The sequence below is a fragment of the Croceitalea sp. P059 genome, assembly GCF_031846365.1.
In the GTDB taxonomy this organism is placed as follows: domain Bacteria; phylum Bacteroidota; class Bacteroidia; order Flavobacteriales; family Flavobacteriaceae; genus Croceitalea; species Croceitalea vernalis.
In genome coordinates this window covers 1,206,735-1,221,678 of sequence record NZ_JAVRHW010000001.1, presented here as the reverse complement: position 1 = coordinate 1,221,678, position 14,944 = coordinate 1,206,735, and the positions used below count along the sequence as shown (strand labels likewise).

At 34.5% G+C, this 14,944-nt stretch carries 13 protein-coding genes; 7 read left to right on the top strand and 6 right to left on the bottom strand.

What is annotated here, in order from left to right; all coding sequences use genetic code 11:
- Positions 1 to 112: 112 nt before the first annotated feature.
- From RM542_RS05500 to clpX, 5 genes are all read left to right on the top strand, one after another.
- Complete coding sequence (locus RM542_RS05500; RefSeq protein ID WP_311384710.1) at positions 113 to 1,615, top strand: SGNH/GDSL hydrolase family protein; 1,503 nt, start codon at positions 113 to 115, stop codon at positions 1,613 to 1,615.
- A gap of 67 nt (positions 1,616 to 1,682) precedes the next feature.
- Complete coding sequence (locus RM542_RS05495) at positions 1,683 to 2,033, top strand: phage holin family protein (RefSeq protein ID WP_311384709.1); 351 nt, start codon at positions 1,683 to 1,685, stop codon at positions 2,031 to 2,033.
- A 96-nt stretch (positions 2,034 to 2,129) separates the two neighbouring features.
- Positions 2,130 to 3,452, top strand: a complete 1,323-nt coding sequence (tig, locus tag RM542_RS05490) for a trigger factor (RefSeq protein WP_311384708.1) — start codon at positions 2,130 to 2,132, stop codon at positions 3,450 to 3,452.
- A gap of 85 nt (positions 3,453 to 3,537) precedes the next feature.
- Entirely contained in the window at positions 3,538 to 4,215 is a 678-nt protein-coding gene (gene clpP, locus RM542_RS05485) for an ATP-dependent Clp endopeptidase proteolytic subunit ClpP (RefSeq protein ID WP_311384707.1), read from the top strand.
- Between the two features lie 102 nt (positions 4,216 to 4,317).
- The gene (gene clpX, locus RM542_RS05480) at positions 4,318 to 5,553 is read left to right on the top strand and encodes an ATP-dependent Clp protease ATP-binding subunit ClpX (RefSeq protein WP_311384706.1); all 1,236 of its coding nucleotides are present in this window, start codon (positions 4,318 to 4,320) and stop codon (positions 5,551 to 5,553) included.
- A gap of 39 nt (positions 5,554 to 5,592) precedes the next feature.
- On the opposite strand, the gene RM542_RS05475 is transcribed toward clpX, so the two are convergent.
- The gene (locus RM542_RS05475; protein ID WP_311384705.1) at positions 5,593 to 6,168 is read right to left on the bottom strand and encodes a hypothetical protein; all 576 of its coding nucleotides are present in this window, start codon (positions 6,166 to 6,168) and stop codon (positions 5,593 to 5,595) included.
- A 191-nt stretch (positions 6,169 to 6,359) separates the two neighbouring features.
- Positions 6,360 to 7,889 (bottom strand): GH3 auxin-responsive promoter family protein, encoded by a 1,530-nt coding sequence (locus RM542_RS05470; RefSeq protein WP_311384704.1) that lies wholly within the window; start codon positions 7,887 to 7,889, stop codon positions 6,360 to 6,362.
- A gap of 67 nt (positions 7,890 to 7,956) precedes the next feature.
- Between RM542_RS05470 and RM542_RS05465 the strand changes: the two genes are divergently transcribed.
- Both RM542_RS05465 and RM542_RS05460 read left to right on the top strand, forming a co-directional pair.
- Positions 7,957 to 8,751, top strand: a complete 795-nt coding sequence (locus RM542_RS05465; protein WP_311384703.1) for a DUF2797 domain-containing protein — start codon at positions 7,957 to 7,959, stop codon at positions 8,749 to 8,751.
- Positions 8,752 to 8,768: 17 nt separating this feature from the next.
- Positions 8,769 to 10,064 carry a serine hydrolase domain-containing protein gene (locus RM542_RS05460; protein WP_311384702.1) on the top strand — a complete coding sequence of 432 codons (1,296 nt, stop codon included), beginning with the start codon at positions 8,769 to 8,771 and terminating at the stop codon, positions 10,062 to 10,064.
- Between the two features lie 29 nt (positions 10,065 to 10,093).
- Here the strand turns inward: RM542_RS05460 and RM542_RS05455 are convergent, their stop codons facing one another.
- The 4 genes from RM542_RS05455 to RM542_RS05440 form a co-directional block, all read right to left on the bottom strand.
- On the bottom strand, positions 10,094 to 10,972 hold the full coding sequence (locus RM542_RS05455; RefSeq protein WP_311384701.1) for a phosphatase PAP2 family protein: 879 nt from the start codon (positions 10,970 to 10,972) through the stop codon (positions 10,094 to 10,096).
- Between the two features lie 82 nt (positions 10,973 to 11,054).
- A complete protein-coding gene (locus RM542_RS05450) occupies positions 11,055 to 11,393 on the bottom strand; it encodes a metalloregulator ArsR/SmtB family transcription factor (protein WP_311384700.1) in 339 nt (112 codons plus the stop codon).
- A gap of 115 nt (positions 11,394 to 11,508) precedes the next feature.
- On the bottom strand, positions 11,509 to 14,199 hold the full coding sequence (locus tag RM542_RS05445) for an AsmA-like C-terminal region-containing protein (RefSeq protein WP_311384699.1): 2,691 nt from the start codon (positions 14,197 to 14,199) through the stop codon (positions 11,509 to 11,511).
- A 36-nt stretch (positions 14,200 to 14,235) separates the two neighbouring features.
- Positions 14,236 to 14,943, bottom strand: coding sequence for a queuosine precursor transporter (locus tag RM542_RS05440; protein ID WP_311384698.1), 708 nt, complete (start codon positions 14,941 to 14,943; stop codon positions 14,236 to 14,238).
- Position 14,944: the final 1 nt, after the last annotated feature.

The window sequence follows — 14,944 nt, the reverse complement described above, 5'->3', positions numbered from 1 at the left end:
TTATTATGCATGCATAATTTTTTTTACCCAATTATTGTATGTATCGTAATTTTCAGCTAGTTTTGGAAACACTGTATTAACAATAACTTAAACTAACGCAAATATTTTCTCTATGAAAAAGTTCCTCTCTTTTGCAGGATTTTTAGGGCTGTTATTTATTTCATGCTCTGATGACGACACAGTACCTGAAGAAATGACTATGACCCCTGAACCAGTAGTTTACACTAGTGGTTCGGCAGATTTTTCTAATTATGTTTCCTTGGGTAATTCATTAACAGCAGGATTTTCAGATAATGCACTTTTCATTGACGGTCAAGAGAATTCTTATCCTAATATGTTAGCTAGTAATTTTGCTTTAGCGGGAGGAGGAACATTCAATATTCCTTTGATGGCTGATAATTTAGGTGGCGCTACCTTAGGTGGACAACCAATTTTAGGCAATAGACTTATTCTCTCTTTTGCAACTGGATCACCCCTTCCAATTGCGGTTGAAGGACAAGGTTCAACAGAAATTTCGAATGTACTTTCCGGTTCGTTCAACAACATGGGCGTGCCTGGAGCAAAAAGCTACCACTTATTAGCACCTGGTTATGGTAATTTAGCCGGAGTACCTATTGGAGCGGCAAATCCATATTTTGCACGATTCGCTTCAAGCCCTAATACAACTGTTTTAGCTGATGCCGCAGCTCAAAACCCTAGTTTTTTCTCGCTCTGGATTGGTAATAATGATATACTGGGCTATGTAGCTTCTGGAGGCGCTGGTACAGATCAAACTGGAAACTTAGACCCTTCAACTTATGGAGGCAGCGATATTTCAGACGTAAATGTTGTAGCTGGTTCTATTAACGGAATTCTACAAACAATGACTGCTAATGGTGCAAAAGGCGTTATTGCAAATTTACCTGATGTAACTAGTATCCCATTTTTAACCACGGTACCTTACAACCCAATTCCATTAGATGCGGCAACGGCAGAATTAGTAAATGGTGCTTATGCCGCCTATAACGGAGGTTTAGCACAAATTCAAGCTTTAGGTTTAATCACAGCAGAGGAACTAGCCCAAAGAACCATATCTTTTGCAGCAGGAGCCACTAATGCTGCAGTAATTATTGATGAAGATTTGACTGATTTAACAGCATTTAATCCTGCTCTTATAAACATGCGTCAAACTACGGCTGATGACTTACTTGTATTAACTTCAAGTTCATTTATTGGCACTCTCGCTAATCCAGCAGATCCAACTTCAATAAACGGAGTTGCTGTTCCTTTATCTGACCAGTGGGTTTTAACGCCTGAAGAGCAAGCTACAGCTAATACAGCACTTGCCGCTTTTAATCAAGTTATTGAATCATTGGCCACACAATATGATATCGCCTTTGTAGATGCAAATACTTTGTTTAATGGCATAAGAGATAGTGGATTTCCTTTATCTGATGGTAGCCTTGTTACAACAACATTCGGAACAGGTGGTGGTTTTTCTTTAGATGGTGTTCACCCATCCCCAAGAGGTTATGCCATTTTGGCAAATGCTCATATTGAAGCTATTAACGCCAAATATGGCTCAAATCTACCAGGTGTTAATCCAATAAATTTCACTGGCCTTTATATCGATTAAGAATTTTTGACATAATTAATAGAAAAGGCATCGTTTTTGCGATGCCTTTTCTATTAAATACAAACTCATGAAATTTATTTTAAGAATTCTATTAAGTGCTTTAGCAGTAATTCTATTATCAAATATTTTACCAGGCATCACTGTAGACACTTACATCACTGCCATAATTGTAGCTATTGTACTTAGTTTATTAAACTTTTTGGTTAAACCAATTTTAATAATCTTGACACTACCCGTAACTATTGTCACCTTCGGTATTTTTCTGTTATTTATTAATGGAATTATAATACTTTTAGCTGACTATTTTATTACAGGATTTGGAGTGGCAAACATTTGGTGGGCCCTAGCATTTAGTTTCTTACTTTCTTTTCTACAATCTATTTTATTTTCATTGTTAAAAAGTGACAAAAAAAAGTAAGTTTTTAATTGATTTACAACTAATTAAAAACTTGTTGTAGAAAATAAATTATAGTATTTTTGCCACCCATTTCGAGAAAAGCAAATCAAAGCATAGATGAATATTACAAAAGAACAGATTGATGACCTTAATGCAGTTGTAAAGGTAGCTATCACAAAAGATGACTATCAAGAAAAGGTTGACACAATTTTAAAAGACTATAGGAAGCAAGCCAATATTCCGGGATTTAGAAAAGGGCAAGTACCAATGGGACTTATCAAAAAACAATACGGAAAAGCCGTTTTGGTAGACGAAGTAAACAAATTACTTCAAGACAATTTGAACAAATATCTTACTGAAGAAAAATTAGATGTTTTAGGCAACCCACTACCAAAACAACAAGATGGTTTTAATTGGGATGCTGATGAATTAGACTTTGAATTTGAATTAGGTTTAGCGCCGGCTTTTGAAGTAAAATTAAAGACCAAGAAAGCTGTTACTCAATACAAAATAGTAGCCGACAAAAAAATGGTCGATGAACAGGTTGAACGTATTCAAAAACAATACGGTAAAATTATTTCAAAAACTGAGGTAGAGAAAAACAATGAGGTCAACGGTACTTTCAAAAACGAAGCAGAAGAAATTGAACATAAAACTACCCTTGAGCTTGATAAAGTAAAAAACAAAAAAGCATTAGATACGCTTATAGGTAAAAAAGCCGGTGAAACAGTTTCTTTAAAAACTAAGGGGTTATTTAAAGAAGATTATTTATTATCTGCTGCTCTAGGTATCGACCGTGAAAAAGCTGAAAAATTAGCGATTGATGTAGAATTTACCATTGACGAAATCAATGAAAGAGAAGCTGCCGAACTAAATCAAGAGTTATTCGACAAACTTTTTGGTAAAGATGAAGTAAGCTCAGAAAAAGAATTGAAAGAAAAAATCAAGGAGGATTCTGAAAAACAATTTGAACAACAAGCTGATCAAAAGCTTTTGAACGATATAACTGAAAAACTTATTACTGAAACAAAATTTGAACTTCCAGCTGACTTTTTAAGAAAGTGGATTCAAGTGAGTGGTGAAAACCCACTTACTGATGACCAAGCCAAAGAAGAGTATGAAAAATCTGAAAAGGGCTTACGTTATCAGTTAATTGAAAGTAAGATTTTAGATGAGAATAATTTATCAGTACAGTTTGATGAATTAAAAGAATTCGCAAAAGGTTTTATTAAATCTCAAATGGCACAGTATGGTCATTTAGACCCACAAGAAGAGGAGCTTGAGAACATTGCAACTCGAGTAATGGGCAATCAAGATGAAGTAAAGCGATTATCAGAGCAATTAATGAGTCAAAAACTATTGACGTTGTTCAAAGAGAAAGCAAACCTTAAAACCAAAGAAATCAGTTATGAGAACTTTGTGAAAGAGGTATACGGATAAACGTTCTAAATAATATGTATATTTACGGTTCTGAAATTTCGCGTTTCAGAACCGTTTTTGTTTAAAAAATCAAGCGAGAAATTCTATGGATTACGGAAAAGAATTTAAAGATTACGCTACAAAGCATCAAGGAATAAACAGTATGTATTACGACAAAATTGTAAGTAGTATGTACCCTGTTAATTTGACTCCAAATATTATTGAAGAACGTCAAATGAACATTGCAGTATTTGATGTTTTCTCTAGATTAATGATGGATAGGATTATTTTTCTAGGCACTGGTATTAATGACCAGGTCGCCAATATAGTTCAAGCGCAATTACTTTTTTTAGAAAGCACTGATGCCAACAAGGATATCTCAATTTATATTAATTCACCTGGAGGAAGTGTTTATGCTGGTTTAGGTATTTATGACACCATGCAATTCATTAAACCTGATGTAGCAACAATTTGCACTGGCATGGCAGCATCAATGGGTGCTGTACTCTTATGTGCAGGTGAAAAAGGAAAGCGTAGTGGCTTAACCCACTCTAGAGTTATGATTCACCAGCCAATGGGCGGAGCCCAAGGACAAGCAAGTGATATTGAGATTACTGCAAAAGAAATATTAAAGCTAAAAGAAGAACTTTATACCATTATTGCTAATCATTCAGAACAAACCTATGACAAAGTATACGAAGATAGCGATAGAGATTACTGGATGAAGGCAGAAGAAGCAAAGAAATATGGAATGATTGACGAAATTTTAGTAAGGGAGCGTTAATAATTTCGTACAAAGTATTACACGGAACTAGAAAGTCACCAGGTAAAACAAACCAAAAACTGATTTTTTCCGTTTAGATGAAGAAGAACTTTAAATGTTGGGATGGCAAAGGAAAATTTAGAATGTTCATTTTGTGGTAGAAAAAAACCAGAAACCAATCTTTTAATAGCTGGTTTAGATGCTCACATCTGTGATAGATGTATTGAGCAAGCTCATAGCATTGTTGCAGAAGAATCGAAGCAATCAAAGAGCAATGACCTATCTTCTGAGTTGGTTTTAAAGAAACCTCTTGAAATAAAAGATTTTCTTGACACTTTTATAATTGGGCAAGAACGTACAAAAAAAGTGCTTTCAGTCGCTGTATATAATCATTATAAGAGGTTATTGCAGTCTAAGAGTAAAGATGATGAAATTGAAATTCAAAAGAGTAATATCATCATGGTTGGTCAAACCGGAACAGGTAAAACCTTAATGGCCAAGACTATTGCTCGAATGTTGAACGTACCTTTGGCTATAGTTGACGCAACTGTTTTAACCGAAGCTGGTTATGTTGGTGAAGACGTTGAAAGTATACTTACAAGACTATTGCAAGCCGCGGATTATAATCTTGAAAAAGCAGAGCGAGGTATCGTATTTATTGATGAGATTGATAAAATCGCTCGCAAGAGTGATAATCCTTCAATCACAAGAGATGTTTCTGGTGAAGGAGTACAACAGGGACTTCTAAAATTACTTGAGGGTACTGTGGTGAATGTACCGCCAAAAGGAGGTAGAAAACATCCTGATCAAAAATTTATTGAAGTAAATACAGAAAACATCCTTTTTGTAGCTGGCGGAGCTTTTGATGGTATTGAACGTATGATTACCAAAAGGTTGAATATGCAGGCTGTTGGTTATAGTGCGTCAAAAGCCGAGGATCAACTTGATAATGAGAATATCTTACAGTACATTATTCCTAAAGATTTAAAAGATTTTGGCTTAATACCTGAAATCATTGGCAGACTTCCTGTTCTAACACATATGAATCCGTTAGATAAGAAGACTTTAAGAGCAATACTTACAGAACCTAAAAATGCTATCATCAAGCAATATGAAAAATTGTTTGGTATGGATGATATTTCATTTAGTATTACCGAACAGGCCTTAAATTATATTGTTGATAAGGCTGTAGAATATAAACTTGGTGCAAGAGGACTTCGCTCTTTATGCGAAGCTGTTTTTACTGATGCCATGTTCACTTTACCGAGTAGCGATGAAAAAGAATTCAAAGTAACTAAAGCTTACGCGGAAGAAAAGCTATCTTACGAAACTATTAAGAAACTAAAAGCAGTTTCTTAACTCTCAAAAAAATCAAAGGAAAAAATCAAAGGGGCTTGATTAAGCCCCTTTTTTATATTGTTTTTCTACTGAAACAACCTTTTCTTTATACATTACCTTTTTCAAAAGGTTTTTACAAACTTCAGCGATGATTTTTTCATCTGAATAAAGTTCATGTCCAAAACTAGGTGTAATATTCAAGTCTACCCCTACTTGTTTAGCCCAAATCATTCCAGGTTTAAAGTCATCACATTCGCCGTAAACTAAATTAATGTCGCAGTTAGGGCTTTCATTCTCTAAACGAATTCTTGTTGCAGAAACAGCCGTTAGTGACTTCATAGGAAAACCTTTAAGTCCTGCTTTCCATGCAATAGTTCCGCCAGTACTAAATGCTAGTACATGACACGGCTCTTTTTCCTTCTTTAAAAGATGGGCAACAGCAGTATCAATACCTCCTTCAACAAATGCTCTGTGTAAATTTTCTTTGGTATTAACTAACTCATCAATGTTACCTAATTGTTGGCAGTCATAAAATTGAATATCATAGTACTGTTGTAAATATCCGAAGTAAGAAGTAATCCAAAGACCCTTCTTAACTCCCCACATGTCTGAGATAACGAGTAATTTTTCTGCCATAACTTTAATTTTGTTTGGTTTAATTTATTTTATAAGATTCGGGAACTATCGAGACCAAACTTCAGACTAAAACGACAGAAATCAATATTTATTGGTCCAATTTCCGTTTTTGTTCGATGAGTGGTAAAATTTTACGAAAACGTTTTCGTAAAATAGTTAAGACTCAAAACCTGAAAAGATTAGAAACGTAACTATAAATGTGTAGAAAGAATCGACATTTGTAATAACTCTTCAACGTAAGCCCTTTCATTTGACAATCGTGGTATCTTATGTTGACCTCCAAGCTTATTTTTTGTCTTTAACCAATCGTAAAAAAGATTTTCTCTAGCAATATGTACCTTAGGCATTCGAAGTGTAATGTTATTGTAACGTTTAGCCTCATAATCTGAGTTTAAAGATTTTAAAGCATTATCCAAGACTTCGGTGAAGTAACCCAAATTCTCTGGGTGCTTTCTGAATTCAATAATCCATTCGTGAGCTCCTTTCTCATTATTCACCATAAATATAGGAGCAGCTGTATATTCTTTAATTTCTGCACCTGTCTTTAAACATACTTGTTTTAGAGCCTCTTCTGCATTTTCAATTATTAACTCTTCACCAAAAGCATTAATATGATGTTTTGTTCTACCTGTTATTCTAACTCTATATGGGTTTAAAGATGTAAAGCGAACTGTATCACCAATTTTATAGCGCCAAAGTCCTGCATTTGTAGTTATAATTATGGCATAGTTTACTCTAACTTTTACTTCCCAAAGTGGAATGGCACTCTCCTCTTCTAAACCATACAGGTTCATGGGAATAAACTCATAGAAAATTCCGTAATCTAACATTAATAGCAAATCTTCGGAGTTATTCCTATCTTGAATAGCAAAAAAACCTTCTGAAGCATTATAAGTTTCGTAGTAATTAAAACGTTTCCGGGGTAACAATTTCTTGTATTGCTCTCGATACGGAGCAAAACTCACTCCTCCATGAAAATAGACTTCAAGATTTTCCCAAATTTCAAAAAGATGGTTCTTACCCGTTTTTTCAATAACATTGTTCAGCAGTACCAACATCCAAGAGGGTACACCCGCCAAACTAGTAACATTCTCTTTAATACTTTCTTCAATTATAGCCTCTAGCTTAGACTCCCACTCACTCATTAAAGACACTTTACTACTTGGGGTACTGCTATACTCAGCCCAGAGCGGCATATTATCAATAAGAATTGCCGATAAATCACCGAAGAATGTCCCATTATCCTCATACAATTCTTTACTCCCACCCAAGCGAAGACTTTTACCCGTAAATAGTTGAGAATTCTCATTGTTATTTAAATACAGGCATAATAAATCTTTTCCTGACTTGTAGTGACAATCTTCAAGAGCTTCTGAACTTACTGGAATAAATTTACTCTTGGCATTTGTAGTGCCACTGCTCTTAGCAAACCATTTAATCGGTGTCGGCCAAAAAATATTCTGTTCTCCTTTGCGTGTGCGTTCAATAGTTGGTGCTAAGGTTTCATAGTTTTGAATGGGGACTCTTTGTGCAAATTCTTCATACGATTTAATAGATTCAAAGCCATACTCCTTGCCTATTGCGGTGCTATCTGCAAAAGCGACCAATTGCGTAAGAACTTCTTTTTGAACATCTAATGGATATTTTAAGAACAACTCAATTTGATGGTACCGTTTTTTAAGCAGCCAAGAAGCAATAGAATTAAATAAAGGTATTGCCATTTTAGGTATATTTAGGTCGTAAGGCTATAAGCTAAAATACAAATTCATTATTAAGAAAGTACACAATATGTTATACGAAGGTGTTTTGCGAAAAATGCGTACCGAATTGGGTAGTCCTATTCAGTATTTTTTAGTTTTTAAAAACGACTTTATTAACTTTAATCAAGTCTTAAATAAAAAACTTAAGCTTGAATTTATCAAATTTGAATGTTTAAGCTGTGGTCGAGACCGCAAAATTTATCGCCAAGGTTTTTGCCAAAATTGTTTTTTTGAAAGTCCATCAGCTGGCGATTGGATTATGAAACCGGAATTAAGTACTGCACATTTAAACAAAGAAGATCGTGATTTAGAATATGAGAAAAAAGTTCAGTTACAACCTCATATTGTTTATTTGGCGAATTCTAGCAATGTAAAGGTGGGGGTTACAAGAAAAGCTCAAGTTCCTACTCGTTGGATTGACCAAGGGGCTCACGAAGCAATAGAAATTGTTGAAGTGCCTAATAGATATTTAGCCGGTATTACTGAAGTAGCCTTAAAAAACTATGTCGGTGATAAAACGAACTGGCGTAAAATGTTACAAAATGATATTGAAGATGTCAACTTGGTGGAATGGCGGGAAAAGCTAAAAAGCCATATTCCTGATGAAGTTATGGAGTACTTTATCACTTCAAATACAGAAACCAATTTAGAATTTCCAGTATTACAATACCCTGAAAAAGTAAAAAGTTTGAATTTGGATAAAACTCCTTCTTTTGAAGGAGTACTAAAGGGGATTAAAGGCCAATATCTCATTTTTGAAGACAATACCGTTTTTAACGTTCGTGGCAGTGAGGGTTATTTTGTAGGTATTAATATCAACTAAAAATCAACTTTAAACATATGAAATCAATTTTCTTATTTACCATAGTACTAATGACTATTTTTTTTACTTCATGTCGAGAAAAAGCAAAAGAAGTTATTGAAGTAGAAAAATATCAATTTGCCACACCTGCAGAGGTAGGCATGTCTTTGGATAGTTTAGCACAAATTGACGAAATGGTCATGGAATTTGTCGAAGCCGAGAAATACCCGGGAGCTGTTACTTTAATTGCTAAAAACGGTAAAATTATTTATGAATCAGAAGTAGGTTGGTCAGATTCAACCAAAACAGAAGCCTATAGAAAAGATCATTTATTCAGAATGGCATCAATGACCAAACCCATAGTATCAGTTGCTGCTATGCAACTGATGGAAACAGGTAAATTAAAACTAGACGACCCAGTTGGAAAATACATTCCATCGTTTATGGATACCGAAGTTTTAGAAGATTTTAATTCATCAGATACTACATGGACAAGTAGTACTTCTACCAGTATACCAACCTTACGCCAGCTGTTAACTCAAACAGCTGGAGTACCTTACGGATTTATGAACCCACCAATAAACGGGGCTATACTTGCCAAACATGGTATTCCAGATTTAAGCACTCACTTACCTATAACTATTGAAGAAACTGCCGATAAAATGGGTGATTTGCCACTGGTTCATGAGCCCGGCGCACAATGGATGTACGGTCTTAATACGGACATTCTAGGCCGTGTGGTTGAAGTGGCATCAGGAATGCCTTTAGATAAGTACATCCGTGAAAACATTACCAAACCTATAGGTATTGAAAAGCTTGATTTCTACTTTAATGATTCACTTACACCTAAACTTTCTAAGGTATTTTTAACCGGGCCTGATGGTAAAATAATGCAAGCACCACAAAACATGGGTCCTTTTTATATTCCGAATTATCCAACTGAAGGGGCCAAAACTTATTTATCAGGTGGTAGCGGAATGACAGGGACCGCAAGAGATTACTTTTTGTTTTGTCAAGCTATGCTTAACGATGGAACATTAGGTACTGCTGAAATTCTAAAATCCGAAACTGCTCAAGAAATGCATAAAAACCAATTGGATACGATTACCTACCCCTGGGGTTCTGGCAGTTTTGGCTTTGGTTTTCATGTGGCTCAGGATGAATCTTCTAGACCTGACGGCACATATAGCTGGGGCGGGGCTTTTAGTACAACCTTTTGGATAGACCCAAAAAATGAACTAATAGTAATTCAATTGAGACAAGTATTACAGTCTCCTTATAACCAAGAAATTGATGGTAAGCTCGAGAAGCTGGTTTACAGTGCATTGAAATAATAAATATATCCATTCATTTAACATAAATACTATTGTCGCCACTCCAATTGTGCGGCTTTTAAATCAGACGCAAAATCTGTATTTGACCACATTTTCGTTAACATAGCATGGGCCAATATACGTGATGCTTCATCGTCGCTTGGATAATGTATGCCCATAATCTCACGAGATTCTCCGATTTCATAAGCCAACGCTAAAAAAGCAGCTCGTTTTGAAGGAATTAATTCGCTCCAGGTAAAAGCATGCAGATAAGCCCATAAAGTATGCCCACTTGCAAAAGAGGGAGAACCCATTATTTGTAAAGGCTCTAATTTTGGTTCTAATTCATATGGCCTAGGGCGCAACAAATGATATTTTATGGTAAACTCCATTAAACGCATGTCATTAGTAATTCCTTTTAGCAATTTTGTTGTTGCAGGGTAGTTTTTATGTGTAACCTTCGCCCCCATTACTTCTCGGCCTTCAAAAAGCAAATCATCAATATTAGCTTCATAACTTTTATGGTCTTTCATGACATCAATATGTGGCCAATACCCAATTGGTGCCAAAACTTTTGAAGTTCTATACTCTTGTTCTTTAGTTCGCTTTTTTTGCCATTCCAAAAGAAAATTAAGTTCTGCTTGAGTTTGTTCAGAACTGTTGGCCGGGAATTTAAGTAAGTTTTTTAACCCATCAACCTGGTTATCAGTTAAATAAATTGGGGATGCCATTGTATACAACAAAGCGACAGGATTATAGCTTGACTCCGGAAAACGCATACTATCTAATTCTGCTCTTTTTTCATTTGGGAGTGCACTTAAAGCTTTTAAAGATGCATAGTGATGCGACGCGGGCTCTAGCTGATGTAATTCTTGAGAAACACACAGCGAAGTTTGAATTAGAACGAAGAATAATATGATTTTTTTCATTTACAAAAAATTTAATATATCGTTTATAAGCGATATACGAATTTAAATAAAACAACTGAGTCTAAAAAATTATAATTTTAAACTATTCTTGAATGATTTTAGAATTAAGCGATTCTGTAAAAAAACTTAAGAGCTCCGTATTGATATAATAATGACTATACTTATCCTTGCTCTCTGTAATCACTAATTCGGCATCTTTCAAGATTTTTAAGTGCTGTGATATTGTTGACTGCGAATAATCAAACATTTCCACTAAATCTTTATTACAAGTAATATTGTCTACTCCTTTTCCACTGTTCTTGTTAAGAAGGTAACGCACTAACGCCACACGTAATGGATGGGCCAAAGCGTTTGCAAGTTTGGCAATGTTATGGTCTTCTTCAACAATGTATTTATTTGAAATTTCAGCTCTTATCCGCATTCATCCTTGTTTAAAGTAAAGATACAATATTGTCCCCTTTAGGTTATAAAGAAGGCATTCCGTGACCTCAAAAGCATTTCAGACCAAGAACTTAACCTAATAATGAGGTTAACACTTAATTCACGGTATCCTTTTTCTTCTTTTTACCTAACAATCCTCCTAAAATAGATGATGCTGCATCTTTAACTGCATCATTATTTTGGGTTGAATCTGTTTTTACCGAGTCTTTCTTTTTATTTCCCAAAAACCCTCCTAAAACATCAGAAGTTGAATTCTTGGTTGAGTCTATTTTGGTAGAATCTTTTTTACTACCCAATAATCCACCTAAAAGATCTTTTGCTTTTTCTTTACCTTGGTTAAGCAACTTTTGTTTTTGAATATCAACTAAACGTTTGGTCAAATCAGTAACTCCAGACTTGAAGTCGCTGGTAACATTCGGACTGGTATAATTACCTACAATATTAGCCGTAACCGGAATTGTCAAACCGTCTAAGCTTGAATCATTTAATTTTGCAATCAAGCTATTCACGTCTTCACCTAAGTATTTTGAAGGCACATCTAAGACAGCCTTGTATTGCAGTTGCTTATCAAACGTATGACTACCGTCAATTTTTATAGCTACATCTTTATAGTTCACCGCAAACGGTTTCACCTTTACAGTTCCGTTTTCAAAAGATATCGCTGTTTTTAAATCATTTACGTTGAGGGCGTCCAAATCTATAAAAGTGAAACTATTGTTTAAAGCATTCAAAACCGGAGCATCTTTTGTAGTCACCTTTGTGGCCAAAAGCTCACCTAACAAATCTCCAGTTAATGTTGCCAAATTAGGGGTCATATCATCTTTTAAATTTCCTGAAAGTTTTACAGTAGAATTCAATTTACCCTGTAAGGCTTCTGCAACGGGAGCGAGCACTTTGAATAAATCTAATGCCTTGAAAGACTCACTTATTTTAAAACCATCCATTTCTAAAGCCATATCAAAAGTAGAAATAGGGCCTTTTGTTGATACAAAACCATTCATGTTTAGTTTACCATCGAACAAATTTGAATTCAAGTTTTGAATGGTCGCTCTCTCATCTTTAATAAGCAATTGGCCCGAAACATTTTTTAAATTTAAATTATCATAAATAACATTTAAAGCAGTAGCATCTATGGTAGCATCTAAAAATGAAGGGATTTTGATGCGTTCAGTTGGTCTTTCTTCTTTTTTACTCGAATCTTCAAATTCGGGTTCTTCCACCATAAAATCGCTCATGTTAAAAGTATCCGATTGTAATTTAAAAATACCCTCTACGTTTTCGTCATTAAATAGAAAACCTAATAAATTATTAATTGTTCCATTGGCTTTAAAATCAGTTTGACCTGTTTTACCGTCAAAAGAATTCAATGTTACTGTTTTAGCATTAAATGTGACCGATGCATTATTTATGGCAACCGGATTCTTTAATTCTTGCGAGCTGTATTTAAAATTTGTTAAACTCAATTGACCACTTGTTTTGGTGTTCTCGTATTGCTTATTTTCAATAGAAGCCATATCAAATACAGTAGTCATATCTGCACTTAACAATCCTGATAAATTAAAATCACTAGGCAAAGGGTAAGCCTTTGAAATATTATCTAAATTCATTTTACCATCTGCATGAGCATTGACTTTTGTATTACCCAACACATCTTTCACCTTAGCATTTAGGTTAAATTTATCTTCATCAATTTGAAACGACAACCGGTTGATATTTATATAAGTATCTGCAGTAATTCCGGTTTCATTATTGATTTCTGTATCAATAAATACATTCTTCACGGCCTTAGGTAAATCAGAATATTTAAATGAAGCGTTGTCAGAGTTTATTTTGATTTCAAATGTTGGAATATGTTCCTCATCAACTACCCCTTTAAATTCACCATTAACTTCAAAATTACCTGTTGTTGTTACATCTTCAATATTATTGGCATATGCTTGAGGAATAATGGCTAAGAAATTTTTAAATTCTGAAGAAGGAGTTTTGAATGTTATATCCACTTCTTGATTTTCCTCATTAACTTTTACATAACCATCAAATATTAAGACCAATTGATTTATTAATGCTTTATTCTCTAAAAAAGTATATTTATTTTCTTGAAGATTTACTCCAATAAGAGCATCTAGTGCAACTGTATTGTTGTTTAAGTATGTTGTACTATCCATTTCAAAAGATACCATGGCATCTGTTCTTGTTTGTAGTTCAGAATTGTCTAAAGACAAATCACCAGAACCAAAGTGATTCATTTCTGAAACGACCAGGTGCATCCCTGTAGAAAAATCATTATAAATGATTTCAGAATTGGTTAGACTATAATATTGAAGTTCTAAATTAAAACCGCCACTAATCTCATCCAACTGTTCATCTTGGGGACCCTCAGAAGTTAAGGCTATATCATAATTCGCATTATCATCTTGATCTACTTTTATGTGAAGTTTTGCATTGTCAAGAGTGATGTTCTTAATGAAAATGGGTTCTTCAGCACTTTTGAATAATTCTTTAATCGACATTTCTAAAGCTAAATCCCTGGCTGTGAATAACGTATCACCCTCAAACGGAGCTTTGTTTATTAAAGAAATGCCCTTTAAATCTAAATAGGCATCAGGAAAACTTTTGATTAGGCTAAGATTTGCATCTTCAAAATCGAGTGTCGCATTAATGCTCTGGTTTACCTTATTCTTGATAATATCGGTAATTTTACCCTCTAAAAACATAGGTATCGCAATCAATAATCCAACTAAAATCAAAAGGGTTATCCCGCCTATTTTTAAAAGCTTTTTCTTCATACTACTACTTTAGAACCCTAGTTTAGAAAAAAGTCATCAATCAAGCATGATTTCTTCCCCTAACTTTAGGTTAAATCTTTTCCGCAATAGATATACGAAGAAATAGAGTAAAGGGGTGTCGAGCAGCGCAATAAATATTTTAAAGACAAACCCACTAATGACTAATCCGTAGAAAAGTTCCCAAGGAATTTCACCAAAAGAACATAATAAAAGTACCACTGTGAAGGTATCAATAAACTGTGATGAAAAAGTTGAAAAGTTATTTCGTAGCCATAAATATTTTCCTTTTGTTAATCGTTTCCAGAAATGATAAATCTGAATATCAACAAATTGGGCTAATAAATATGCCATCATCGAGGCAAAAACTGCTACTATCGTATTACCAAAAACATCTGAAAACATATTGTTTGTTACCGGCGACCAATCCGTTGCAGGCACAGCTGCAGCCGTATAAACAATAACAAGAGAGAAGAATGAAGCAAAAATACCAGCAATGACAACTTGATTCGCTTTTCTCTTTCCGAAAATTTCAGAAATCAAATCTGTAATTAAAAAGGTAATAGGATAAGGTAAAATACCGACAGATATTTCAAATAAAGATGCGCCAAACAATTCAACATCTCCAAAAGGTTTCCAATAAAAAAACTTTTGAAAAATCAAGTTAGAAACAACTAATGATGTAATGAAAAGTGCGCCTAAATAAAGATAAATCTGAAACGCAAATCTTTTGTCCTTTTGCGTCATT